20 protein-coding genes are annotated in these 23,300 nt (G+C 70.4%); 10 read left to right on the plus strand and 10 right to left on the minus strand.

What is annotated here, in order from left to right; genetic code table 11:
- The first annotated feature begins 566 nt into the window (after window positions 1-566).
- Window positions 567-1,751, plus strand: a complete 1,185-nt coding sequence (locus AB0395_RS38210; protein WP_366289867.1) for a xylan 1,4-beta-xylosidase — start codon at window positions 567-569, stop codon at window positions 1,749-1,751.
- 85 nt (window positions 1,752-1,836) lie between these two features.
- On the opposite strand, the gene AB0395_RS38215 is transcribed toward AB0395_RS38210, so the two are convergent.
- The 8 genes from AB0395_RS38215 to AB0395_RS38250 form a co-directional block, all read right to left on the minus strand.
- Window positions 1,837-3,336, minus strand: a complete 1,500-nt coding sequence (locus AB0395_RS38215) for an FAD-dependent oxidoreductase (RefSeq protein ID WP_366289870.1) — start codon at window positions 3,334-3,336, stop codon at window positions 1,837-1,839.
- Window positions 3,333-4,259, minus strand: a complete 927-nt coding sequence (locus AB0395_RS38220) for a VOC family protein (protein WP_366289872.1) — start codon at window positions 4,257-4,259, stop codon at window positions 3,333-3,335. Before AB0395_RS38220 ends, AB0395_RS38215 begins: the two co-directional genes overlap by 4 nt.
- A 45-nt stretch (window positions 4,260-4,304) precedes the next feature.
- Window positions 4,305-5,489, minus strand: coding sequence for an acyl-CoA dehydrogenase family protein (locus AB0395_RS38225; RefSeq protein WP_366289875.1), 1,185 nt, complete (start codon window positions 5,487-5,489; stop codon window positions 4,305-4,307).
- Window positions 5,486-6,517: a 4-hydroxy-2-oxovalerate aldolase gene (gene dmpG / locus AB0395_RS38230; RefSeq protein WP_366289877.1), complete on the minus strand. Its 1,032-nt coding sequence runs from the start codon at window positions 6,515-6,517 to the stop codon at window positions 5,486-5,488. Before dmpG ends, AB0395_RS38225 begins: the two co-directional genes overlap by 4 nt.
- A gap of 18 nt (window positions 6,518-6,535) precedes the next feature.
- Window positions 6,536-7,444 (minus strand): acetaldehyde dehydrogenase (acetylating), encoded by a 909-nt coding sequence (locus AB0395_RS38235; RefSeq protein ID WP_366289880.1) that lies wholly within the window; start codon window positions 7,442-7,444, stop codon window positions 6,536-6,538.
- Between the two features lie 198 nt (window positions 7,445-7,642).
- Window positions 7,643-8,677 carry a ferredoxin--NADP reductase gene (locus AB0395_RS38240; protein ID WP_366289883.1) on the minus strand — a complete coding sequence of 345 codons (1,035 nt, stop codon included), beginning with the start codon at window positions 8,675-8,677 and terminating at the stop codon, window positions 7,643-7,645.
- A gap of 25 nt (window positions 8,678-8,702) precedes the next feature.
- Window positions 8,703-10,415, minus strand: a complete 1,713-nt coding sequence (locus AB0395_RS38245; protein ID WP_366289886.1) for an FAD-binding protein — start codon at window positions 10,413-10,415, stop codon at window positions 8,703-8,705.
- Window positions 10,412-11,281, minus strand: coding sequence for an alpha/beta fold hydrolase (locus AB0395_RS38250; protein ID WP_366289889.1), 870 nt, complete (start codon window positions 11,279-11,281; stop codon window positions 10,412-10,414). The genes AB0395_RS38245 and AB0395_RS38250 overlap by 4 nt, the downstream gene beginning before the upstream one ends.
- A 247-nt stretch (window positions 11,282-11,528) precedes the next feature.
- Between AB0395_RS38250 and AB0395_RS38255 the strand changes: the two genes are divergently transcribed.
- Complete coding sequence (locus AB0395_RS38255; protein WP_366289892.1) at window positions 11,529-12,107, plus strand: flavin reductase family protein; 579 nt, start codon at window positions 11,529-11,531, stop codon at window positions 12,105-12,107.
- Window positions 12,108-12,139: 32 nt separating this feature from the next.
- On the opposite strand, the gene AB0395_RS38260 is transcribed toward AB0395_RS38255, so the two are convergent.
- Window positions 12,140-13,030, minus strand: coding sequence for an IclR family transcriptional regulator (locus AB0395_RS38260; protein ID WP_366289895.1), 891 nt, complete (start codon window positions 13,028-13,030; stop codon window positions 12,140-12,142).
- 209 nt (window positions 13,031-13,239) lie between these two features.
- Here AB0395_RS38260 and AB0395_RS38265 point away from each other — a divergent pair, with 209 nt between their 5' ends.
- The 3 genes from AB0395_RS38265 (at window position 13,240) to AB0395_RS38275 (ending at window position 17,597) form a co-directional block, all read left to right on the plus strand.
- Window positions 13,240-14,115, plus strand: coding sequence for an LLM class F420-dependent oxidoreductase (locus tag AB0395_RS38265; RefSeq protein ID WP_366289897.1), 876 nt, complete (start codon window positions 13,240-13,242; stop codon window positions 14,113-14,115).
- 41 nt (window positions 14,116-14,156) lie between these two features.
- Complete coding sequence (locus AB0395_RS38270) at window positions 14,157-14,699, plus strand: nuclear transport factor 2 family protein (RefSeq protein ID WP_366289899.1); 543 nt, start codon at window positions 14,157-14,159, stop codon at window positions 14,697-14,699.
- 456 nt (window positions 14,700-15,155) lie between these two features.
- Window positions 15,156-17,597 (plus strand): M14 family zinc carboxypeptidase, encoded by a 2,442-nt coding sequence (locus tag AB0395_RS38275; RefSeq protein WP_366289901.1) that lies wholly within the window; start codon window positions 15,156-15,158, stop codon window positions 17,595-17,597.
- Between the two features lie 178 nt (window positions 17,598-17,775).
- Here AB0395_RS38275 and AB0395_RS38280 read toward each other — a convergent pair whose 3' ends face one another.
- Complete coding sequence (locus tag AB0395_RS38280) at window positions 17,776-18,930, minus strand: methyltransferase (protein WP_366289904.1); 1,155 nt, start codon at window positions 18,928-18,930, stop codon at window positions 17,776-17,778.
- Between the two features lie 107 nt (window positions 18,931-19,037).
- Between AB0395_RS38280 and AB0395_RS38285 the strand changes: the two genes are divergently transcribed.
- The 5 genes from AB0395_RS38285 (at window position 19,038) to AB0395_RS38305 (ending at window position 23,092) form a co-directional block, all read left to right on the plus strand.
- Window positions 19,038-19,586 (plus strand): hypothetical protein, encoded by a 549-nt coding sequence (locus AB0395_RS38285; RefSeq protein ID WP_366289907.1) that lies wholly within the window; start codon window positions 19,038-19,040, stop codon window positions 19,584-19,586.
- A gap of 120 nt (window positions 19,587-19,706) precedes the next feature.
- Window positions 19,707-20,300 carry a copper resistance CopC family protein gene (locus AB0395_RS38290; protein ID WP_366289910.1) on the plus strand — a complete coding sequence of 198 codons (594 nt, stop codon included), beginning with the start codon at window positions 19,707-19,709 and terminating at the stop codon, window positions 20,298-20,300.
- Window positions 20,301-20,389: 89 nt separating this feature from the next.
- Window positions 20,390-20,962 (plus strand): MFS transporter, encoded by a 573-nt coding sequence (locus AB0395_RS38295; protein WP_366289913.1) that lies wholly within the window; start codon window positions 20,390-20,392, stop codon window positions 20,960-20,962.
- Between the two features lie 259 nt (window positions 20,963-21,221).
- Window positions 21,222-21,857 (plus strand): copper chaperone PCu(A)C, encoded by a 636-nt coding sequence (locus tag AB0395_RS38300; protein ID WP_366289916.1) that lies wholly within the window; start codon window positions 21,222-21,224, stop codon window positions 21,855-21,857.
- Complete coding sequence (locus AB0395_RS38305) at window positions 21,857-23,092, plus strand: Dyp-type peroxidase (protein ID WP_366289919.1); 1,236 nt, start codon at window positions 21,857-21,859, stop codon at window positions 23,090-23,092. The genes AB0395_RS38300 and AB0395_RS38305 overlap by 1 nt, the downstream gene beginning before the upstream one ends.
- The last annotated feature ends 208 nt before the right edge of the window (window positions 23,093-23,300 follow it).

A 23,300-nucleotide genomic window follows, 5' to 3' on the forward strand; every position in this document is an offset into this window, starting at 1 on the left:
AGCCGTGGTCGAGCCCGGCCATCCGGATGACCTTGAGGACGGGCTCGGTGACGTCTCCATCGATTGTCGGCACGTTCCGGTGAACTCCGCCAACACTTGAACTCCGGTTTTAAGAACGGGCGCGAAACGGCTGATCGCCCTGGCGCGCCTCGGGATTCGGGGGGCTTCGGGGGGATTCGGAGCGTGTCCGCGCACGGCTTCGATCCGCCGGGCGGGCAGGCCGCGAGGCTCAACAGGTCGGGCCGAGTCGGCCATAACACTTGTCTGTGAACCATCCTCTTAATTCGCCTCTTTTGCCTCGCCCATGGAACGCTCTGAGCAAAACGAACAGTGAGAATCGGGTGGGGATCACGGTGTCATCGGGTAACACAGGGTCGGCGTGGCGACGCCCTGGTCGAGCGATCGCCTCAGCAGCGGGGGTCGTCGCGACCATGCTGGTCATGGCGAGCTGTTCCTTCGGCACCACCGCGGGCCAGGCGGCTCCCGCCACGCGGCAGTCCGCTGCTCCGTCATCCGCTGCTCCGTCAAAGGGAGCGTCCGACACCAAAATCCGGAAACCACCCACGGTGGACCCCGCATGGCCTCGCTGGGGATTCACTCACGCGGGGGTCAGCGCCAACAATGTCACCGAGCGCTTCGAGCAGGACGTGTCCCAGCGGCTCGCCCAGACCCCAATGCTGCAGAACCAGCACATCATGGGGTTCGGAGCGCTCAACCCGGAACCCCGCCCGCAGGAGTTCTTCTGGGAGGACCTCGACAGCCGGACGAACCTCATGAAGCAGTCCGGCGGCACACAGGTCATCACGCTCTGCTGCGCCCCTGACTGGATGAAGGGCGGTCCCGAAGGCCCGACCGAGGAGTCGGCCTGGGCCGAGCACCTGGAGGACGCCCCTTACCCCGAGCACTTCGACGACTTCGCCAAGCTGGCGGCGGCCGTCGCCTCGAGGTACCGCGACGTCAAGTACTTCATGGTCTGGAACGAGCTCAAGGGTTTCTGGAAAGACCACTCCCAGCCCGCGGACTTCAAGGGCTACACCGAGCTCTACAACAAGGTCTACGACGCGGTGAAGGCCGTCAGGCCGGACGCCAAGATCGGCGGACCCTACATCGGCTTCGACAGCAACAAGACCGGCGAGTCCGAGCTGCGGGGTCCGTGGGGAGTCGTCAACCAGAACGCCCTTGACGCCTTCGAGTACTGGTTCAAGAACAAGAAAGGCGCCGACTTCATCGTGGTCGACGGCGCCTCACCGACCGACGCCCACGAGTTGCTGCCCGACGCGTTCGGGGCGCTGAGCAAGTTCAGCGCGGTCACCACCTGGCTGCGCGACAGGACCGGCGACCTGCCGATCTGGTGGTCGGAGTGGTACTTCGTCCCCGAGGACGGCACCACGTGGCCCGAGACCATGCGGCTCGCCGTCCAGGCCGCCTCGATGATCGAGTTCGCCAGGAGCGGCGCCACCACGGCGCTTTACTGGAATCCGCAAACCAAGGGGGGAGCCTGCCAGGCCTGTATGTGGGCCCCGCAGACCGGTGCCGAGCTGCCGACCGGCCGCCTGATGAGCGACTTCGCCAGGTGGTTCCCCGCCGGAGCCGAGCTGCAGGACGTCGCCTCCTCCGACCCCGGAGTACGGGTGCTGGCGCAGCCTCAGCGACTGGTGATGGTCAACACCACCGACGGGCAGGTCACCACGACCGTGGACGGTAGGAAGTTCACCCTCAAGCCTTACGAGATCAAGTGGAGCGACCGCTGATCCCTCCCGCGCGGGCCGCCCGACGGTGCGACGTCCCGGCGAGCCTCCGCCGGTGACGTCGCTCAGGAGCCGAATCCTCAGGAGTTCACCGAACGGGGACCTGGAGCGGGGAGAGGCCGGTCTCGTGTGCTGCGGCCCGGCCCGCCCTGCGGCCGAAGAACGTGCCGTCACCCAGTGACGTCCCGCTGATGTAGCCCTCGCCGTGTATGCCCGAGCTGGCCCTGCCCGCGGCGTACAGGCCGAGGATCGGCTCGCCGGACAGGTTGAGCACGACTCCGTCGATCGTGGTGTGCAGACCGCCGAGGGTGAAGCCCGCGACGCCCGTGCCCGCGCCCGCGCTCTCCCTGCTACCGGTGTTGAAGCCCAGACGCGGGTCGATCGCCGCGAAGGGCCCCTTGAGCGGCCGCAGCCACTTGGCGTCCTTGTGGAAGTAGGGGTCCTCGCCCTGCTCCGCATGGCGGTTGTAGGTGGCGACCGTCGATTCGAGCGCCCCGGGAGGCATGCCGAGCGCGTCCTCAAGCTCGGCGAGCGTCTCCGCGACGTGCTCGGGATGAACTCCCCACAGGTCTCCCGCGGGAATGTCCTCGTAGCCCTCCTCGTCGATGATCGCCCAGTACGGTCCCGGCTGGTGCTGCACGGCGGCGACACTGACCAGGCCCGGGTAGACGTCCTCGTTGATGAAGCGCTGCCCGTGGGCGTTGACGAGCATGCCCCGCGTGATCATCGCGGGCAGCACGGTCAGCGCGATCTCGACGACCGACATACGCCGGGTCGCGGCGCCGATCGCGGCCGCCATCCTGATGCCGCCGCCGTCGTCGAGACCGTCGCTGACCTTGCCGTGCCCCAGGAGCACCGGGGCGTGCTGCTCGAGCATCTCCTCGGAGTCGACGAAGCCACCGGTGGTGAGGATGACCGCCTTGCGCGCGCGGTAGGTCACCCGCGTGCCGTACCGCCGCGCCACCACGCCGACGACGCGTCCCTTACCGTCGACCACCAGGTTGGTGGCAAGGGTGTCGGGGTGGGTGACGGCCCCGGCGGACGTGGCGGCCTCGACGAGCTTCTCCATGATCAGCCAGCCGCCGAAGTTCTCGGCGGCCGGCCGGTGACCCCGGGGGGCGGGCTTGGCGACGGTGTTGTACGGCCAGGCGTTCTCCCCCAGCCACATCAGGCCGTCGTCCGTCGGCGGCATCCAGCTCGGCGCGTCGTAGAGGCGCTCGTTGAAGGTCAGCCCCCGGTCGCGAAACCACTGGAAGTGCTCGACGCTGCCGTCGCAGTACAGGCGCAGCTTCTCCTCGTCCGCGTGCGGGCCGAGCGCCGCCCTGAGGTAGGCGAACATCTCGTCGGGGGTGTCGTCGAAGCCGCAGGCCTTCTGCACCGACGTGCCGCCGCCGAGGTAGAGCTCGCCGCCCGACAGCGCCGAGGATCCTCCTGGGCCACCCGCGCGGTCGAGCATGAGGACCTTCGCCCCCGCGACGGCCGCCTCGTAGGCCGCGGCCGCTCCCGCGCAGCCGAACCCGACGACGAGGACGTCGCATTCGTGGTCGTAGCCGGTGAGCGAGGCGGCGACCGGTTCGACCGGCCTCATGACGCCGTGGATGGGGTGAAGGCGGCCAGCGGCTCGGAGCCTGACCAGTCGTGACCCCAGTAGCTGTCGGCGGTGATCTCCTCCGCGGTGTAGTGCGTCTCGTCGACGAGCATGCCCTCGGTGCCGTACTCCAGGTCCCAGCCGCCGGGAGCCCGGACGTAGAAGGAGACCATCTTGTCGTTGGTGTGCCTGCCCAGTGTCGAGGAGACGGAGAAGCCGAGCCTGCGCACGTTGTCCAGCGCCCGGCCGACGGCGTCGAGGCTGTCGACCTCGACCATGAGGTGCACCAGGCCCGGGTCGCCGCCGTGCGGGGCGGGGCAGACCGCGAGGCTGTGGTGACGCCGGTTGACACCCATGAAGCGCACGCGCCTGGCGGGCCCGTCCCCCTTTCCGCCGCCGAGCCGGATGGCCCCGCGGGGCAGAAAGCCGAGCACCTCGGTGTAGAAGGAGACGGTCTCCTCCATGGAGGTGGTGGGCAGCACCACGTGGCCCATTCCCTGCTCTCCGGTGACGAAGCGCTGACCCATGCCGGTGAGCACCGGGCTGTGGTCGAGGACGGGGGCGAAGAAGACCTCGACAGGGGTGCCGGACGGGTCGTCGAAGGCGATCACCCGCTCGGCGTCGCGTTCTGCGGACTCATGCTCGGAGAGCACCTTGACCGCCGTGCCCGACGCCTCGACGGCCCTGCCGACGGCGGCGAGCGCGAACTGGTCGCGGACCTCCCAGCCGACGGCGAGGACACGGTCGGTGTCGCCGGGCAGCACGACGAGCCGTGCCCGGCGTTCGTCCATGCGAAGGTAGAGCCCTTCGGGGTCCGGTCCCGAGCCCTCGGCGAAGCCGAGGGCGTCGATCACCAGTTCGCGCCAGCGCGCGACGTCACGCGTCTGGACCCTCAGGTAGCCGAGTCCACGGATCTGCGTCATTTTCTCCACCCATTCGTTCGTTGGCGGGTTTCCTGCGACCGGGTTCTAGATCATCGAGCGCATGGGGCCCTGCGGGGGCTCGATGTCCAGCTGCGTCAGGGCGGAGGCGTGGAAGACGGAGCCGGGCACGTGGATCGCGTGCGCCAGACCCATGTGGGCGTCCCGCCAGAAGCGCTGGATGGGGTTGTCCACGCGCATCGCGTTGCCTCCCGAACGCGCCACGATCTCGTCGACCGCCCGCACGGCCCGCCAGGCCGCCTGGACCTGGACGCGGCGGCCTCTGGCGCGCTCGTCGAAGGTGATCTCCCGTCCGGAGGCGACGGCGTCGTACATCCGCGAGACGTTGTCGAGCAGCGCCGCCCGCGAGGCCTCGATGTCCGCGGCGGCCTCGCTGATCGCGTAGAGCACGTACGGATCGTCCTTGATCTTCGTGCCGGTGACCTGGACCCGTGTCCGCTGGTAGGCCAGGTGGTGGGCCAGGGCGCCCTCGGCGATGCCGATCACCGCGGAGGTGATGCCGAGCGGGAAGGCGCAGGAGAAGGGCAGGAGGTAGCCCGGGTCGGCCAGTCCCGCCTCGCGCTGCGCGCTGCCGTCGACGACCTTGGAGTACAGGAGGGTCCGGTAGGCCGGGACGAAGGCGTCCTTGACGACGATGTCCTTGCTGCCGGTGCCGCGCAGCCCGACCACGTTCCAGGTGTCCTCGACGATCTCGTAGTCCGAGCGCGGCAGGATGAGGTGCAGCGAGACGGGCGGCTGGACCGGCCTGCCCTCGTCGTCGCCGAGGAAGCCGCCCAGGAAGATCCAGTCGCAGTGGTCGGTGCCGGAGGAGAACTGCCAGCGCCCGTTGAAGACGTAGCCTCCGTCGACGGGACGGGCGACCCCCATCGGCGCGTACGGCGAGGCGATCCAGGTGTCCTGGTCCTCCCCCCAGATCTCCTGTTGCACCTTCGGGTCGGCGAAGGCCATCTCCCACGGGTGCACCCCGACGATGCCCGCGACCCAGCCGGTCGAGCCGTCAAGGCTGGCGATCTTCATCACCGTCTCGGCGAACTCCCTGGGGTGGACCTCGAGACCGCCGTGGGCGGCGGGCTGGAGCATCCTGATCGCCCCGGCCTCGCGCAACACCTTGGCCGCCTGGTCGTCGAGCCTGCCGAGCGCCTCGTTCGAGGGAGCCAGCGTGCTGATCTCCTCGGCGCGCTCCGTGATCGTGTCGAGTACCCGGTTGGTCATGGCTGCTGTCCCTTCCCCGCGAGGGCGACTGCGATTTCGATGAGCTGGTCCTCCTGGCCGCCGACGAGCTTGCGGCGCCCGGCCTCGATGAGGATCTCGGCGCCGGAGACGCCGTACCTCCTGGCCTGCCGGTCGGCGTGCTTGAGGAAGCTGGAGTAGACGCCCGCGTAGCCCATGGTCAGCGACAGCCTGTCGAGCAGGCACTCGCCGTCCATGATCGGCCGCACGACGTCCTCGGCGGCGTCGATGATCTTCAGGGTGTCGATGCCGGTGTGGATGCCGAGCTTCTCCGCGACCGCGACGAACCCCTCGACGGGGGTGTTGCCCGCGCCCGCCCCGAACCTGCGGGTCGAGCCGTCGATCTGGAGGGCGCCCGCTCTGACCGCGAGGACGGAGTTGGCGACGCCGAGGCCGAGGTTCTCGTGGCCGTGGAAGCCGACCTGGGCGTCCTGCCCCAGCTCGGCGACCAGGGCGGAGATGCGGTCCGAGGTCTGCTCCATGATCAGCGCACCGGCGGAGTCGACGACGTAGACGCACTGGCAGCCCGCGTCCGCCATGATCCGCGCCTGCTTCGCGAGAACCTCCGGCGGCTGGGTGTGCGACATCATCAGGAACCCGACGGTCTCCAGGCCGAGGTCCCTGGCCAGCCCGAAGTGCTGGGCGGAGATGTCCGCCTCGGTGCAGTGCGTGGCGATCCGGCAGATGCTTGCGCCGTTGTCCGCGGCCTCGCGGATGTCGTCCTGGACTCCGAGACCCGGCAGCATGAGGAAGGCGATCTTCGCCTGCTTCGCGGTCTCGACCGCGGCTTTGATCAACTCCTGCTCCGGGGTGTGGCTGAACCCGTAGTTGAACGAGGAGCCGCCGAGCCCGTCCCCGTGGGTGACCTCGATGACCGGCACTCCGGCGTCGTCGAGAGCGCCGACGATGGCGCGGACGTGCTCGACGGTGAACTGGTGCTGCTTGGCGTGCGAGCCGTCACGCAACGACGAGTCGGTGACCCGGATGTCCAGGTCGGCGCCGTGGGGCATGGGTGGATCTCCTTGTGACTAAGAGGAAACGCGCTCGGAGACGACGCGCTGCGCGAAGCCCTCGCCGACCTTGGTGGCGGCGGCGGTCATGATGTCGAGGTTGCCGGAGTACGGCGGGAGGAAGTCGCCCGCGCCCTCGACCTCCAGGAAGACGGCGACCCTGGCGAGCCCGCCGCTCACCGGCGTCGGGTCGTCGAACTGGGGTTCGGCGCGCAGCCGGTAACCGGGCACATAGGAGGCCACGTCGGCGACGACGTCCATGATCGAGGCTGCGATCGCGTCCCGGTCGGCGTCCTCGGGGATCGCGCAGAACACCGTGTCCTGCATGAGCATCGGCGGCTCGGCCGGGTTAAGGATGATGATCGCCTTGCCGCGCGCGGCGCCGCCGATCGTCTCGATGCCGCGGCTGGTGGTCTTGGTGAACTCGTCGATGTTGGCCCGCGTCCCGGGACCCGCGGACGGCGAGGCGACGCTGGCGACGATCTCGGCGTAGGCCACCTCGGTGATCCGGGAGACGGCGTGGACCATCGGGATGGTCGCCTGCCCGCCGCAGGTGATCAGGCTGACGTTCGGCGCGTCCAGATGGGCGCCGAGGTTGACCGCGGGCACGACCGCGGGTCCGATCGCCGCGGGTGTCAGGTCGACGGCCTGGATGCCGAGCTCCCGGTACCTGGGAGCGTTCGCCCTGTGCACGTAGGCGGAGGTGGCCTCGAAGACGAGGTCGGGAAGCTCGTCCTGGGCGAGCAGCCAGTCGACGCCCTCCGCGGAGACGACCATGCCCTCCGAGGCTGCCCGCTTCAGGCCGGGGCTGTCGGGGTCGACGCCGATCATCCAGCGCGGCTCGATGGCCTCTGAGCGGAGCAGCTTGTACATCAGGTCGGTCCCGATGTTTCCCGAACCGACGATCGCGGCGGTCGCCTTGGTCACTTGTCAACCTCATTCGAATCGGGCGGTCGCGGAGCCGAGTCCGGCGGCCTCGGCGCGAGGGTGTTGCGGGGCCCGGTGCCTGGCCGGGTCGCGCCGTGCTCTGGCCTGCGGGGCTCCCGAGTCAAAGATTTCAACGACGCCTCGTCGGGGGGTGGGCGTCTCCCGCTCAGTGGGAGTCCTCCTCTGGCCCCCTGAGGGTCAGCCGTCGTAGGTGATCCTGAGCCGTTCGCTGACCGGGATCGCCTGGCAGGCGAGGATGAGGCCGTCGGCGATGTCCTGCCTGTCGAGGACCTCGTTGTTGTCCATCGTGACCTCGCCCTCGACGAGGACACAGGCACACGCGCTGCACGCCCCCTCCCGGCAGGAGAACGGCGCGTCCAGCCCGGCGGCGAGGAGCGCGTCGAGCAGATGGTTGCCCCTGGGCCAGGAAACGGTCGTCGTCTCGCCGTCGAGCTCGACCTCGACCGTGCTGACCCCGGCCGAGGTGTCGAGGACGACCTCGGAGTCGGCGAACGGGTCGGCGGCGAGCGAGGAGAACCGCTCGACGTGCACCCGCTCGGGCGGCACGCCGAGACCGGTGAGCGTGGCGACCGCGAGGTCCATGAACGGGCCGGGACCACAGACGAAGGCCTGCCGTTCCGTGTACGGCCGGGCCAGGGCACGAAGCCCTTCCACCACCGGCAGGCCCTGTACGGACTCGAGCCAGTGCAGGACGGTCAGCCGCTCACCGTGTTCCCTGGTCAGCGCGATCAGTTCGTCCCGGAAAATCACCGAGTTCTCGTCCCGGTTCGCGTAAACCAGGGTGACGGCGCCGGTCCCCGCGTACAGGCAGGACTTCAGGATCGACATGACCGGCGTGATGCCACTGCCTCCCGCCATGAGCAGCAGGTCCTCGTCGAGCGTCGCCGGGGTGAAGGTGCCGGAGGGTCTCAGCACCTCCAGCACGTCGCCCTCGGTGACGTTGTCGCAGATCCAGTTGGAGCCGTAGCCTCCCCGGGTGCGTTTGACGGTCACCTTGAGCTTCTCGTCGCGGATCGGGGAGCTGCACAGGGAGTAGCAGCGCGCGGCCCCGCCAGGCCGGGTGGTCGGCACCCGGATCGTGAGGAACTGGCCCGGCCGGTAGCCGAACCGGTCGCGGTCCCCCTCTGCGGGTTCGAGCACGAGCGAGTGCGCGTCCGCGGTCTCGCGGACGACCTCGACGACGCGCACCTTGAGGGATTTCGGCTGCGTCACGGTTGTCTCCTGGATCTGCGGGCCGTCAGGCGGGCCGGGACTGTACGGGGCGCCCGCTCTGACCGGACGGGCGGGACGAGCCGGAGCCCGCGGCGGCGTGCCTGGCGGCGATGTAGCCGAAGACGATCGAGGGGCCGATGGTCGCGCCCGGACCGGCGTACTCGTTGCCCATGACCGACGCCGAGGTGTTGCCCGTGGCGTACAGCCCCTCGATCACCGATCCGTCGCCGCGCAGCACCCGGCTGCTCTCGTCACTGACCAGGCCGCCCTTGGTGCCGAGGTCTCCGGCCTCGATGCGGAACGCGTAGTACGGCGCCTTGTCGATCACGTCGAGGTTCGGGTTCCTCAGTGTGGGGTCGCCGTAGTAGCGGTCGTAGGCGCTGTCACCGCGGCCGAAGTCCTCGTCCTTGCCCGCGCGGGCGAACCCGTTGAACCGTTCGACGGTCTCGGCCAGCGCGTCGGCCGGGACGCCGATCTTCTTGGCGAGCTCGGCGACGGTGTCGGCTCTGTAGGCCAGGCCCTGCTCGTAGAACTCCTTGGGGATCGGCATTCCCGGGACGATCTGCGCGAACGGGTAGCGGGAGCGGGCCTTGGCGTCCATCACGAACCACGCGGGGACGTGGTCGCCGTCGAGCTGGTCGTGGACGAAGTTCACATACGGCGAGGACTCGTTGGTGAAGCGCCGTCCCGCCGCGGACACGATGACCGACGGGGGGATGCACCGCTCGGAGACCAGCGGGATGGTGGCGCCCGCGGGATGGCGCACCGCGGGCATCCACCACGCGTCGTCCATCAGGTCGAGGGCGGCGCCGATCCGCTCACCCGCCAGGATGCCGTCGCCGGTGTTCTCCCTGGCGCCCATGCTGAAGTCGGCCTGCCCGCCCTCGGGGAGGTAGCGGGCGCGCATCTCGGGATTGTGGTCGAAGCCACCGGTCGCGAGCAGGACGCCGCGCCTGCCGCGCAGCCGCAGAGTCTTGCCCTCGCGTTCGACGACGACGCCGGTGACGGCACCGTCGTCGCCGACGACGAGGTCGGTCATCGTCGTGTTGAGCCACAGCGGGATGCCCGCGTCCTTGAGCGCCATCCGCAGCCGCGCGACGAGGGACCGTCCGCCGGTCGCCATGTGGCGGCGGCGGACCACGTTGGAGGAGACCCGCCACGCCGCCACGACCGAGGCCCAGCGTCCGCGCCAGGTGCGCTTGACCATGGCCAGGTCGTGGTAGTCCTTGCCGGTGATCCACAGGCCCAGCGGGCCCTTCATGCTGTTGGGGCGCTGGTACTTCTCGTCGGCGCCGAGCTTGCGGGTGTCGAACGGCAGCGCCTCGACGGACCTGCCGAGCGGACGGCCGCCCTCGAGCTCGGGGTGGTAGTCGGCGTATCCCCTGGTCCAGAAGAAGCGCATCCACTTGCTCCTGCCGAGCAGTTCCATCGCGGCCGGGCCGTTGTCGACGTAGGCGTCGAGCCGTGCCGCGGGGACGCGTCCCTCGGTGAGCAGGTCCAGGTAACGGCGGATGGACTCGCGGCTGTCGTCGTGGCCCTTGGCGCGCAGCGTGGGGTTGTTGGGGATCCAGATGCCGCCGCCGGAGATGCCGGTGGTGCCGCCGTACATCGAGCCCTTCTCGACGATCAGCGTCTCGAGGCCGCTGTCGGCCGCGGTGAGCGCGGCGGTCATGCCGCCTCCGCCGCTGCCGACGACGACGAAGTCGAACTCGGCGTCCCAGGCCTGCCCGGCGCTCACGCCTCGTCCTTACGGGTGAGGAAGGCCAGCACAGCGCTCTCCCAGGCGGCCTTCTGCTCGATCATCACCCAGTGCCCGCAGTTGGGGAACACGTGCAACTCGACCTCGGGAATGGTCCGCATCGGCAGCAGCGCCATGTCGACGGGGCTGACCCGGTCGTCACGGCCCCAGGTGATCAGCGTCCTGGCCTTGACCTTGTGCAGCATCGCCCAGTACGGCGCGGCCTCGGACGCCGCCGCGGCGGCCGCGCGGGCGTTGAGCGCGGCCCTGCCGTACATCTTGCGGGCGCTGGCGAGGGTGGCCGGGTCGACGGCCTGCGCCCAGCGCTCCTCGATCAGTTCCTCGGTGACCAGGGACTGGTCGTAGACCATGGAGTTGAGCCACTGGACGAGCGCCTCGCGGGTCGGCTCCTCGGTGAACTCCACGAGGAGATTGATGCCCTCGGCCGGGGACGGCAGCAGCAGGTTCTTGCCGATCCCGCCGATGGTGACCAGCCTGCGGACGCGCTCGGGGTGGCTCATCGCGACCTGGGTGCCGACGATGCCGCCCATGGAGTTGCCGATCACGTCGACCTGGTGGAGGCCGAGGCCGTCGAGGAAGCGGACCACCGCGGCGGAGGCGTCGGCCATGGGGTGGCCGCCCGTCGGGTCGCTGACCCCGAAGCCGGGGAACTCCAGGACCAGGCAGCGGAAGTGCTCGGCGAAGACGGCGAGGTTACCCCGGAAGTTCCGCCAGCCGGTGACGCCGGGACCGGAACCGTGCAACATCAGCAGGGGCGGCCCCTGCCCGGCCTCGTGATAGCGCAGCACGCCCTGGTCTGTGGGGAGTTCGCGCAGCGTCGACTCGTAGCTCAGCTCCGTGGTCATCGTCCGCCTCAGTCGATAGGAATGTCAGCTTCGTAGGAACGTAGTCAGGGCGACCTCACGATCGCCGTGACGATCCCGATCAGCGAGACCGGAGGCGGTCCCGCCGGCGCCCGGGAACCGGGCCCGCCGATGCCGTCAAGGCCTTCCACTCAACGGGATCCGGTCTCCACCGGCGCACGCCGCGCGCCTTACGTTCGTCCCCTGAGCAGCCGCGACGCTACGGCCGCACGGATATCCGAGGTGAACCATGACCGCTGAGCCCGCCCTCGCGACGGACCCCGTCGATGTGGCTCCTCCGACTCCGCAGGAACTCAGACGCGCGATGAGCAGCTTCGCCAGCGGTGTCACCGTGATCACCGGCACCCACGACGAGGAGGCGGTCGGCTTCGCCTGCCAGGCGTTCGCCTCGGTTTCGCTGGAACCGCCGCTGGTGCTGTTCTGTGCCGACCACAACGGCCGCACCTGGCCGCGGATCCGCGAGTCAGGGCACTTCTGCGTGAACGTGCTGAGCGAGGAGCAGACCGACATCTGCGGCCGCTTCGGCTCCAGCAAGGGGAAGAAGTACGACGGGCTCGAATGGGACAGCTCCCGGTGGGGCACCCCTGCCCTGCGCGACGTGCTCCTGCGGGTCCACTGCGAGGTCTACGACGTGCACGTCGCGGGCGACCACGACGTGGTGATCGGCCGGGTCCTGGAGCTGGAGACGGTCACCGCACAACGTCCGATGATCTTCTATCGCGGGCAGTTCGGGATCGACCAGGACGAACCACCCGCGCAGTCGCACAACGGGCCGCCCCTGTGGGGATGGGGCGATCACTGGGGTTGAGGTGGCCGCGCCCCGGGACCTCCGGGGCACGGTCACATCCAGTCGCCGTTCTGGCTGGTCGCCAGGAGGCGGTTCATGGTCTCCGCGGACCACGTGCGGTCGGGCACCGCCATCATCCAGCGGGACCGTCTCGGTGCCTCCAGGTCGGGGAACAGGGCCAGCGAGGCCTGACGCGCGGCGTCGATCACCAGCGGCGCTACCTTCTCCAGCGGTGTCCTGGCGTCGCCGACCAGGGAGATGCCGGCCACCGGCCCCTCGTGTCCGCGGATCGCCGCGGCGACACAGGCGATGTTGGGGAAGCACTCCCCCCGCTCGAACGCCAGTCCCCTGCGCTGCCTGATCCGGTTCAGCTCCTGGTGCAGGGTGCCCATCTCGCCGATGGTGCGGTTGGTCAGCCTGCTGATGGCTCCGCCGATCTGCGCGTCGACCTGCTCGGGTTCGAGCCAGGCCAGCATCGCCTTGCCCAGTGCCGTCGAATGGGCCGGGGCCCGGCCGCCGACCCGGGAGGGAACGGACGCGGCGAACCGCCCGCCGACCTTGTCGAGGTAGAAGACCTCGGTGCCGTCGAGAACCGCCAAGTGAACAACCATTCCAGTTCTGATCTGAAGGTTGTGCAGCAGCGGCGCCGCGGCCTCGCGGATCTCTCCATGGCTTCCGTCGCTGCCACCGAGCCCGAGCGCGCGCCGCCCCAGGCTGTAGCCGAACGAGGTGTGGTCGAGCCACCGGAGACGCACCAGCTGATCGAGAATCCGATGTGCCGTTGAGCGCGGCAGATGCGTGCAGCGCGCGACATCCTCCAGCGTGAGCCTGGTGGAACGGCCCGCGAACGCGTCCATGATCAGGGTCATCCGCTCAACCATCGACGGCGGCAGTTCCCGACGCGCGGGCGCGGTCAGCTCCGGCGAAGAACTGGGAACGGTCATTGAGCCCTCCCGGCCAAAAACTGAAATGAATTCTTGTCGTGGAATGTAGCAGCGACATGGGTCACCCGGAAGGGTTCGGATGAGATTTGGAGTGATCCGGGACCCTCCCACCTCCCCGTTCCGGTCAGCGGGACGCCTTGTACGGCGCGCCTTCAGGCCCGGCTAGGAAGGGTTACAAAGATTTGGTCAAGGTGACGAGAGGTGTGCCGATGCAGATCGGGATCGTCAGTCCCGTGGTGGTGCGGCTGCCGGGCGCGCACTCGGAGTGGGAACGCACGGCGGGGATCGAGGAGCTCGGGAGGATCGCCGAAACCGCGGACCGGCTCGGCTACCACCATCTGACCTGCAGCGAGCACGTGGCCATCCCGGCCGCGGTGGCCCGGGAGCGCGGCGGCGTCTACTGGGACCCGCTGGCGACGTTCGGCTATCTCGCGGCGCGCACCACCCGAATCCGGCTGGCCACACAGGTGCTCGTGCTCGGCTACCACCACCCCCTGGAGATCGCCAAGCGCTACGGCACCCTGGACCGGGTCAGTGGCGGGCGGCTCGTCCTCGGCCTGGGCGTGGGCAGCCTCAAGGAGGAGTTCGAGCTGCTCGGCGCGCGGTTCGAGGACCGCGGCGCCCGCGCGGACGAGGCGATCGCCGCGCTGCGCGCCTGCCTGTCCCAGCGGACACCGGAGTTCCACGGCGAGTTCTACGACTTCTCCGGGCTCGTGGTCGAGCCGCACGCGCAGCAGGCGCGGGTGCCGCTGTGGATCGGCGGCAGGACAGGGCGCTCCCTGCGCAGGGCGGCGGCCCACGGCGACGGCTGGGTCCCGTTCGGTCTTCCCCTCGACAGGCTCGCGGAGATGCTCGGCGGGGCCGACCTGCCGGACGGCTTCGAGATCGTGCTGAGCGCGGGGCGCGCGCTGGACCCGATCGGCGCGCCGGACCTGGTCGAGCGCGCGCTGCTGCGCGTGCGGGAGGCGGGCGCGACGGTGACCGGGATCGGCCTGGCCGCGGGCTCGGCGGACCACTACTGCGAGCAGCTCGAGGCGCTGCGCGCGCTGGGCGACGGGCTGGGCGTCCGGTTCCAGGACCGATGACCGGCGGCCTCCAGGCAGGCGACCGACGTTTCGAGGATGAGATGACCGACGTTCCGGAGGATGGGATGACCGACATCGAGCAGCGGCTGGCGGGGCTCGAGAAGCGCCTGCGACATGTGGAGGACGAGCTGGCGATCACCCGCCTGATCCTCTCCTACGGCCCGCTCGTCGACAGCGGCGGCGCGGACGCCGTCGCCGCACTGTGGGAGCGAGACGGCGTCTACGACGTGGACGAGCTGGTGATGAACGGGCGTGCGGAGATCGCGGCCATGGTCAGGTCGGACGCGCACCAGGGCTGGATCTCCGGCGGATGCGCGCACGTCGTCGGCACGCCGCGGGTCACCGTGACCGGCGACGAGGCGGTCGCGGTCTGCTACTCGCTGATGATCCTGAACGGCGGGCCGCAGGGCGGGTTCACGGTGCGCCGTGCCACCGCCAACCACTGGCGGCTGCGCAGGGGCCCCCAGGGGTGGCTGGTCACCACCCGGACCAACCGTGTGCTCGATGGCCGCCCCGAGTCACCGAAGCTGCTCGCCTCCGGCTTCCCCGACCAGGGGGAACTCAAGGAGAACACGGTCCCGTGACGCGGTGAACGACCTCCCGCTCCGACAGGAGAATTGACAAGGCATGTTTTCCCAGCGTTCCACGCCTGGCCGCCCCAGGGCCACATGGCCGGCCAGGACATCCGGGACGCGCATTCCCCCACGAGGGAGCGCACCCATAAGTCAAGGGCGCATATCCCGGAAAATCCAACGAAGGGCGACGTTGACCTAGGGGAAAACAGCGGACGACCTGGCCAACCGCCGAGCGCACACACCTCAGAGCCCGCAGCCACCGGCATCCAGGCCACCCCAGATAACGCACTACAAACGACACATAATGAAATTTCACTTTTAATCGACGGGAATCATATAACCCTACGCCCTCCGAACTGGGGGGCTTGACGAAGATTATCTTATCGATCAAGATTTCTCTCCGATTGCGTGCTCATTCCGTGACACCCCCTACTCGGCCGAGCACGCCAACTGGAGGAATCTCGCATGAGAAGTTCTCTCAACGGCAGGAGGAGCGGCCGCGTCGTGGCCGCGCTCGTCCTGCCCGTCGTCCTGGCGCTCGGCGCTTCCCCGGTTCTCGCAAACCCCTCCCCCGGCGAGGTCACCCCCGACCGACAGCCGAGCACCTCGCAGGACGGGGTCGCCCTGCTGCGGATCGTCGTCCCCGACCAGGCGGGCCTCGACCGCCTCAACTCCCTGGGCGTCGACCTCGCGGAGTACCGCAAGCCCGTCGACGGCGGGATCGAGGTGCACGCCGTACTCAGCCCCAAGGAGACACAGGAGCTGCGCACGCGAGGATTCGACGTGCGCGACGCCATCTCCGACCAGGGCGACTTCGCGGCGAACCAGAGCGAGCGGCGGTCCGCGATGGCCGCCGCGGCCACGGCAACGGCGGCTACCGACACACTGACCCCGCTGCGCGCCGAGTGGTTCACCAGCCTCGACAACCGGCGCTTCCTGTCGGTCGAGGTGAAGTCGACCGCGACCGACGCGGAGACCGTGCTCACCGCCACCTGGGACTCCGGCCCGGGGACCGCCCCCGACTCGGGCGGCACGGCGACGATGTCGCGGTTCACCGACGCCGGCCAGTACATGTACCACCGATTCGACTACCCGCTGCCGGTGGCGGAGACCCCGACCAGGGTCACGATCAAGAGCAGCCGCGGCGGCTCGGTCACGGTCCCGGTGACCAAGTGGCTCGGGGCCAAGCGCAGGGCTCCCGGCAGGCACTACGTCTCCGACTTCGTCGACCACTACATGGACCCGACCGAGGTCACCGGGCGGATCACCGCCCTGGCCAAGGAGTTCCCCAGGATCGCGCAGGTCATCGACCTGCCCTACAAGACCAACGGCTACCGAAGGGCCGCGCAGGCGCAGTTCGGCACCGTCCCCGCGGGCACGTTCTACGTGACCTCGAAGGCGTACGGCTCGCAAGGCGGCAACGACGTCAGCGTGGCCCTGGTCAAGCCTGACGCCACCTCGGCCCCGCTGACCGTCTCGACCGGCGGCAAGGACGTGGTGGTCAACCTGGCGACGGACGGGTCCGGTGCGGTCGCCAGCACCACCCGCCAGGTGGTGGACGCGCTCAACGCCGACGCTGCCGCCTCCGCGTTGCTGACCGCGGCCACCTACCGCGACGAGGCGGGCACCGGCCTGGTCGCCGCGACCCTGGCGACGAGGCTGACCGATGGCCTGAAGGCGCCACAGAGCGTCTCGCGCGAGCCGTTCCAGGTGAAGGCGCTACGGATCGGCGGGAAGCGGGACGGCTCGAAGGTCGGCGTGTTCCTCTACTGCCAGGAGCACGCCCGCGAGTGGGTGACCCCGCTGGTCTGCGTGGAGACGGCGGAGCGGCTGCTGCGCAACTACGCCCGCGACGAGCGGACCAGGAAGCTGGTCGACGGCCTCGACATCTTCGTCCTGCCGACGGTCAACCCCGACGGCGCGCACTACAGCTTCTACGACTACAACATGCAGCGCAAGAACATGACCAACCACTGCCCGGCCAAGGCGGCGGACCCGGCCTCACGCAACTCGTGGGGCGTCGACCTGAACCGCAACTTCTCCGTCGGCTCCCTGTTCGACGGCTACACCGGCGCCTCCCAGGACTGCACGAGCGCCGTGTTCGCCGGTCCCGCCGAGCTGTCCGAGCCCGAGGCGCGCAACGAGGTCTGGCTCACCCGGCAGTACCCGAACATCAGGTTCGGGATGAACACGCACTCCTACGGCGGCTACTTCATGTGGCCTCCCGGCGCGTACAAGGCCGCGGGACGCGAGGTGCTGCCCCGGGTCGACCTGGGTACGGAGAACTACTTCTGGGAGTCCTCCCGCAACATCCTCTCCGCGGTGCAGGAACGGCGCGGCACCGCGATCTGGCCGGGCCGTACCGGGCCTGTTCCCGACGTGCTGTACTCGGCGGCGGGCAACAGCGCGGACGAGCACTGGTACAACCGCGGCATCATCGGCTGGGACTTCGAGGTCGGCGCCGACCTCTACGACCCGGCGACCAAGCAGTTCCAGCCGGTCGGCTTCCAGCCGCCGTTCGCGGAGGGGCACGAGGAGGCGCTGGAGTTCTCCGGAGGCCAGATCTCCATCCTGGAGGCCGCCAGGGCGTTCGCCGAGGACCGTGAGCGCCCCGAGTCGAAGCTGAAGGTGACCGGCAGGACCGACGCCTCGACCACGTTCACCTTCACGATCGACGAGCCCGCGAACATCTACTACACGCTGGACGGCAGCAGGCCGACGCTGAGCTCCCGCAAGCTCACCTCCTCTGGGGTGCGCGAGGGAACGCAGCAGATCACGGTCGACAGGACGACCGAGGTGCACTGGTTCTCCGTCGACATCGCGGGCAACGTGGAGCGGGGCTACCGGCCGGACGGCACGGACGGCAAGTACCGGAAGGAGAGAGTGGAGGTGCGCGGGAACCGCTGACCCGGGGCGGCAGACGTGCGGGCGGCCGCCGGTCCTCTGACCGGCGGCCGCTGCCGCGCGAGCCGTACGGAGCACACCGGCCCTGCGGTCCTCACGGGCCGTCACCACCGCGCGGAAGCCACGCGGGTCACGGAAATCCCCGCTGAGCCGTCCCCTGAGCCCGGGCCGCGGGGTGTCGTCAGTTCTTGACCGCCCGCAGGATGACGAATTTCGGGTCGCTCGCAACGACCTCGCAGTTGCCGAAGAGCCTGCGCAGCTTCACGTGGTATCCCAGATGCCGGTTGCCGATCACCCACAGCTCGCCGCCGCGGCACAGCGCGGCACGCGACCCGGTGAACATGCGCCAGGCCGTCGTGTCACTCGTCGTCCGCTGGGTGTGGAACGGAGGGTTGTTCAGCACCAGGTCAACCGACCCGGCAGGCGCTCCGGAAAGGCCGTCGCCCACCAGGAACTCCGCCTTGGCGGCCGTCGTGACGTTCGCCAGGAACGTGGCCTCCGCCGAGGCGACCGCCTGGTAGGACTCGTCGACGAACGTCACCTCGGCCTCGCCGTTGGCCAGCGCCGCCGCCATGCCGATCACCCCGTTGCCGCAGCCCAGGTCCACGACACGCTCCGGGCCGCCGCGCCGCGGCAGGTTCTTCAGGAAGAACCTGGTGCCGACGTCGAGGCGGTCCGCGCAGAAGATCCCCGCGTGGTTGGTGACGGTCAGGCCGGAGACCACTCCGACGTCGGCGGGCAGCGCGTAGCTCAGCGGCCACGGGTTCGCGGCCGGGACGGGCCGGGGATCCGGCGAGCAGAAGATGAGCCGCGCCTTCCTCTCCGCCAAGGACGTCCTGGTCGGCCCGAGGATCCGCTCGAACAGCCTCAGCGTCGAGGTGTGGATCTCGGTGACCATCCCGGTGCCGACGACGACGGTGCCCGCGTGCACGCGGGGCGCGAGGCGGTGCAGCTGGTCCTCCAGGAGCGCGAGGCTCTTGGGCACCCTGACCAGCAGCACGTCGATCCGGTCCGGGGGCGTGTCCCTGGTCGACAGGAGCCGCACCGCGTCCGCGTCGGCCCCGTTGCGGCTCAGGTTCGCCCGGGTCGCCTGCTGGGTGAGGAAGGAGTCGGTGATCTGCACGGGCCGGTGACCGGCGAGCACGGTGACCAGGGTGCCCCACCGGTCGCCCAGCACCACCACGGTGCCGGACAGGTCGACCGGCTCGCCGCCGCCTCCGTCGAGGTGCCGCAGGAGGTACTCATCGGCGGCGTCCCAGGCGCGAAGCGTCTCTCGTGGACTCTCGGGAAAACGGGCGAGGTCGAACTCACCTCTTGACGTCGTCAAACGGTTCATCGTGCCCTCAGGCTAGCCCAGCCGCGCCTTCCCTCAGGCAACACCTCGGGCGGCATCCCGGTCTTCTCCGCGGATCACCCGGCTGACAGGATGGCATCGTGGCCCCAGTGGCGTCAGCGCTCCGCCTGCCGCGAGCACTCGTCTTCGCGACGTTGTGTCTCGTGGCCTCCGGTGGTGGCCACGCCCTGGCCGGCGGCGGGCCGGTGCCCCCGCTCCTGGGGGCTCTCGGCGGGGTGATCGCCTTCTGTCTCGCCTACGCGCTCAACGGGCGTGAGCGCGGTCCCGGGGTCGTGCTTCCCGCGACCGCGGGCACGCAGGCGCTGCTGCACGATTTGTTCACCCGCGCCGCACCCGCGCCGCACCCGGCGCCCTCCCCCCTTCACGGCCATCCCGGCCTGGGCATGACGGCGGTCCATCTCGCGGTCGCCCTGCTGACGGGGTGGTGGCTGCAGCGCGGTGAGAGCGCGCTCTGGCTGATGATCCGCCTGTACGGCGTGCGGATACCGGTGGTCCGGCTGTTCGTCATCGCCGTCACCGGGCTGCCGGGGGCGGCTCCGCGAGCCGTACCCGCCTCGGACGTGCGCCCCTACGACGGCTGGGAGGCCTCACCGGTCCTGCGCAGGCGTGGGCCGCCCGCGCCCGCGCGCGTCGGCTGAGAGACCTGGGGGTCCGGCGGCCGACGTGCCCCGCGACCAGGCGCTCCCCTCCCCGGGAAGCGTTTCCGGCCTGCCCGGCCGTGCCAGGAGCACGATCCGGGAGTCTCCATGGAGTCCGTGATGGCGTATTTGCCGCGATTCATCCGCAGAACGGTCCTGGCGATGGTGTGCAGCGGGATTCTCCTCCTGCTCACCGCACCCGCCGCGCTCGCCCATGACCGCCTGAAGAGCAGTTCCCCGGCCCAGGGCGCCGTGGTCTCGTCCATCGAACGGATCGAGCTGGAATTCAGCGCCCACGTCCAGTTCCCCACCGTCGTCCTGCGAAAGGCGGACGGCACGCAGGCGGCGATCGGCAAGCCCGTCGCCGAAGGGCCGACGGTGACCGCCGAGGTCGCGGGACCGCTGCCCGCGGGCGGATACGTGATCGCCTGGCGGGTGGTCTCCTCCGACGGCCACCCCATCGAGGGCGAGATCCCCTTCACCGTTTCGGGTTCCGCGGCCTCGGCACCCACGGCGCCCACGGCTCAGGTCTCCTCGCCGCCCCCGCCCCCGCCCACGACGTCGCCGTCGGCGACCTCCGTGGCGGACGGCAGGGGCGCCTCACCGGGCGTCCCGTGGTGGATCTGGGGCGGCCTCGCCGCGCTGGCGGTGATCGGGGTGATCGTCTGGTCCAGGACCCCACGGCGTGACGATCCCCCCGCCGCCGAGGAGTGACCCTCCGGCACGGTCCTGGGGGCGGCGGTCACCCGCCGCCCCCTCCTCGATCACCGGGCGCCGGGGCGGCGTGCGATGATTGCCGCATCATGCCCGCGACCCTGCCGTTCCGTCTCATCCGCGCCACCGCCTTCGCCGCGGTCTGCCTGGGACTGAGCGTGACGGCGCATGTCTTCACCGGAGGGACGGTCTCCGCGCGAAGCGCGGTCCTCGCCCTCGCGCTGGCGTTCGTCGCGGCCCTCTGCGTTTCCGGGCGCGAGCGCACGCTTGCGGTGATCCTGCCGCTCATGGCCGGGCTGCAGGCCGTGCTGCACGTGGTTTTCTCCCTCGCGCACGCCGCATCCCCCGCCGCGTCCTCTTCTGCGGCCCTCGGGCACGTCCACTCCGGACTGGTGCCCGGCCTGGGCATGCTGGTCATGCACGGCTGGGCCATCGGGCTGACCTCGATGTGGCTGGCGCGCGGCGAGGCCGTGCTGTGGACGCTGCTGCGACGGCTCGGCGTACGGCTGCGCCACGTGCTCGTCGTGTACGTGGCACCACCGGCCTACACCTCGTTCCTCACCCCGCGCGCGATCGAGCCGAGGGCGCTGCGCTCGGCCGTACTTCGCCATGCCGTGAGCAGGCGCGGCCCTCCCGTGATCGTCACCGCCACCTCCTGCTGACCGTCCGGGCGCGTCGCGCCGGCCCTCGCATGACGAGGCGCTGACCCGCCCGAAGTCTTGGAGGCGTTTCCTCTTTTTCTCCCCGGCCCACGTGCCCAGGTTCTCCCCTGGCCCGCGTGCACGGGCCCGCGCCGACGCCGCCACCCGGCCGCTCGGCGAACCGAACCAGCGTGACAATCCCGGCTGCCCGTCCGGCATGGCCACATCAAGGCGGCATTGCGCCGCGGCCTGCCGGCTCCGCCGGAGGAAAGGCATCAACGTGTTCTCTCGTCCCATCGTCCCCGCCGCGATCCTGACCGCGGCCGTGATGGCGCTCAGCGGGTGCGGCTCGCAGGGCGCGACCGCACCGGCCGCCGTCGCCAGTCCCGCGGCGGCCACCGGCGCCGCCTCCCCCTCGACCGTTCCCTCCGCCGCCCCCTCGGCCACCGGTCCCGCGCTGACGATCACCGACCCGTGGGTGAAGACCGCGAAGAAGGGGATGAGCGCCGCCTTCGGCACCCTGGTCAACAACACCGGCGCCGAGGTGACCGTCGTCTCGGGAAGCTCGCCGCTGTCTCCGAGGATCGAGCTGCACGAGGTGGTCGACTCGAAGGGGAAGATGATCATGCGTCCGAAGGCGGGCGGGTTCGTCATCCCGGCCCACGGCACGCACCAGCTCCAGCCAGGCGGCGACCACATCATGCTCGTGGGGGTCGCGGAGGAGGTGAAGCCGGGCGCGCAGATCCCCTTCACCCTCACCCTCAAGGACGGCGGGACCCTGGAGTTCACCGCGGTCGGCAAGGACTTCGCGGGCGGCAAGGAGGACTACCAGCCCGGCATGGACGGCGGGAACACGAGCGGGGACATGGGCGGGGACATGGGCGGGGACAACGGCTCGGACGGAGGCAAGGGCTGATGCGCCAGCCCCGGCTGACCCGCAGGGGCCTGCTCGCGGGAGGCGCGGCGAGCGCGGTCGGCGCGCTGGCCACGTACGCCTCTCCCCGGGGCGCCGCGGAGACCTCGGCTCAGGCCCCCGCCGCGCCCTCCCCTCTGGCCGCGGCGGCCCCGGTTCCCGGTGGCTCCGCCCGCGAGCCCTTCCACGGCGTCCACCAGGCCGGGATCGCCACGCCCCCGCAGTCAAGCGCCGTGTTCGTCGGCCTCGACCTGCTGCCCGGCACGGGACGCGAGGCGATCGTCCGGATGATGCGCCTGCTCACCGACGACGCCCGCCGCCTCACCGAGGGCAGGCCCGCGCTGGCCGACACCGAGCCCGAACTCGCCGTGCTCCCCGCCCGGCTGACCGTCACCTTCGGTTTCGGTCCCGGCCTGTTCACCGCCGCCGGGGTCGAGGACCTGCGACCCGCGTCGATAGCGCCCCTGCCCGGCTTCGTCATCGACAAGCTGGAGCGGCGGTGGACCGGCGCCGACCTGCTCCTGCAGATCTGCGCGGACGACGCCGTCACCGTCGCCCACGCCCTGCGCATGACGGTCAAGGACGCCCGCGCCTTCGCCCGCGTGCGCTGGACCCAGCGGGGGTTCCGCAGGAGCCCGCAGACCCAGGTCCCCGGCACGACCCAGCGCAACCTCATGGGTCAGCTCGACGGCACCGTCAACCCCGCGCCGGGCACCCCCGACTTCGACCGGGCCGTGTGGGTCGGCGAAGGCCCCGGGTGGCTGCGCGGCGGTACCACGCTGGTGCTGCGGCGCATCCGTGCGCGGCTGGACAAGTGGGACGCCGCCGACCGGGTGGCCAAGGAGTTCGTCATCGGCCGCCGCCTGGACACCGGCGCCCCGCTGACCGGGCAGGCCGAGCACGACGAGCCCGACTTCGACAGGCTCAACGCGCTCGGCTTCCCGGTCATCTCCGAGTACGCCCACATCCGCAGAGCCCATGTGCGGGACCCCGGCATGCGGATCCTGCGCCGCGTCTACAACTACGACGAGGGACTCACCCCCGAGGGACAGCCGGACTCCGGGCTGCTGTTCGCCTCCTACCAGGCCGACATCGCCCGGCAGTTCGTCCCCGTCCAGCGGAAGCTGGCGGAGGCCGACCTGCTCAACGAGTGGACGACCCCCGTCGGCTCGGCCGTGTTCGCCATCCCGCCGGGCTGCTCCCCTGACGGCTGGATCGGGGAGACCCTTCTCGGCTGAAGGCAGTCGCCTTTTCCCCGTTCTATGGTGAAACCGCACCCGGTTTTCGCCCCGTTGACACCGGGCCCGGCCTCCACCGGGCCCGCTACGACCGCTCACACCGCAGGGCCCGCCGGGCCTGCCCCGGCGGGCCCGCGCGTCCGGCTCCTCGCAGGCCGGTTCCCGCTCCTGCGCCACGGCGCCCGCACGCACGACGACGAGGATCCGA

Origin of the sequence: Streptosporangium sp. NPDC051023, assembly GCF_040689595.1 — a bacterium.
In the GTDB taxonomy this organism is placed as follows: Bacteria; Actinomycetota; Actinomycetes; order Streptosporangiales; family Streptosporangiaceae; genus Streptosporangium.

What these genes read in the sequence shown, in the direction of transcription:
- AB0395_RS38225 (WP_366289875.1), bottom strand. Translation starts at nt 5,489, where the DNA reads ATGACCAACCGGGTACTCGACACGATCACGGAGCGCGCCGAGGAGATC.
- AB0395_RS38280 (WP_366289904.1), bottom strand. Translation starts at nt 18,930, where the DNA reads ATGAACCGTTTGACGACGTCAAGAGGTGAGTTCGACCTCGCCCGTTTT.
- AB0395_RS38260 (WP_366289895.1), bottom strand. Translation starts at nt 13,030, where the DNA reads ATGACCGTTCCCAGTTCTTCGCCGGAGCTGACCGCGCCCGCGCGTCGG.
- AB0395_RS38290 (WP_366289910.1), top strand. Translation starts at nt 19,707, where the DNA reads ATGGCGTATTTGCCGCGATTCATCCGCAGAACGGTCCTGGCGATGGTG.
- AB0395_RS38255 (WP_366289892.1), top strand. Translation starts at nt 11,529, where the DNA reads ATGACCGCTGAGCCCGCCCTCGCGACGGACCCCGTCGATGTGGCTCCT.
- AB0395_RS38265 (WP_366289897.1), top strand. Translation starts at nt 13,240, where the DNA reads ATGCAGATCGGGATCGTCAGTCCCGTGGTGGTGCGGCTGCCGGGCGCG.
- AB0395_RS38295 (WP_366289913.1), top strand. Translation starts at nt 20,390, where the DNA reads ATGCCCGCGACCCTGCCGTTCCGTCTCATCCGCGCCACCGCCTTCGCC.
- AB0395_RS38270 (WP_366289899.1), top strand. Translation starts at nt 14,157, where the DNA reads ATGACCGACGTTCCGGAGGATGGGATGACCGACATCGAGCAGCGGCTG.
- AB0395_RS38305 (WP_366289919.1), top strand. Translation starts at nt 21,857, where the DNA reads ATGCGCCAGCCCCGGCTGACCCGCAGGGGCCTGCTCGCGGGAGGCGCG.
- AB0395_RS38220 (WP_366289872.1), bottom strand. Translation starts at nt 4,259, where the DNA reads ATGACGCAGATCCGTGGACTCGGCTACCTGAGGGTCCAGACGCGTGAC.
- dmpG (WP_366289877.1), bottom strand. Translation starts at nt 6,517, where the DNA reads ATGCCCCACGGCGCCGACCTGGACATCCGGGTCACCGACTCGTCGTTG.
- AB0395_RS38250 (WP_366289889.1), bottom strand. Translation starts at nt 11,281, where the DNA reads ATGACCACGGAGCTGAGCTACGAGTCGACGCTGCGCGAACTCCCCACA.
- AB0395_RS38215 (WP_366289870.1), bottom strand. Translation starts at nt 3,336, where the DNA reads ATGAGGCCGGTCGAACCGGTCGCCGCCTCGCTCACCGGCTACGACCAC.
- AB0395_RS38275 (WP_366289901.1), top strand. Translation starts at nt 15,156, where the DNA reads ATGAGAAGTTCTCTCAACGGCAGGAGGAGCGGCCGCGTCGTGGCCGCG.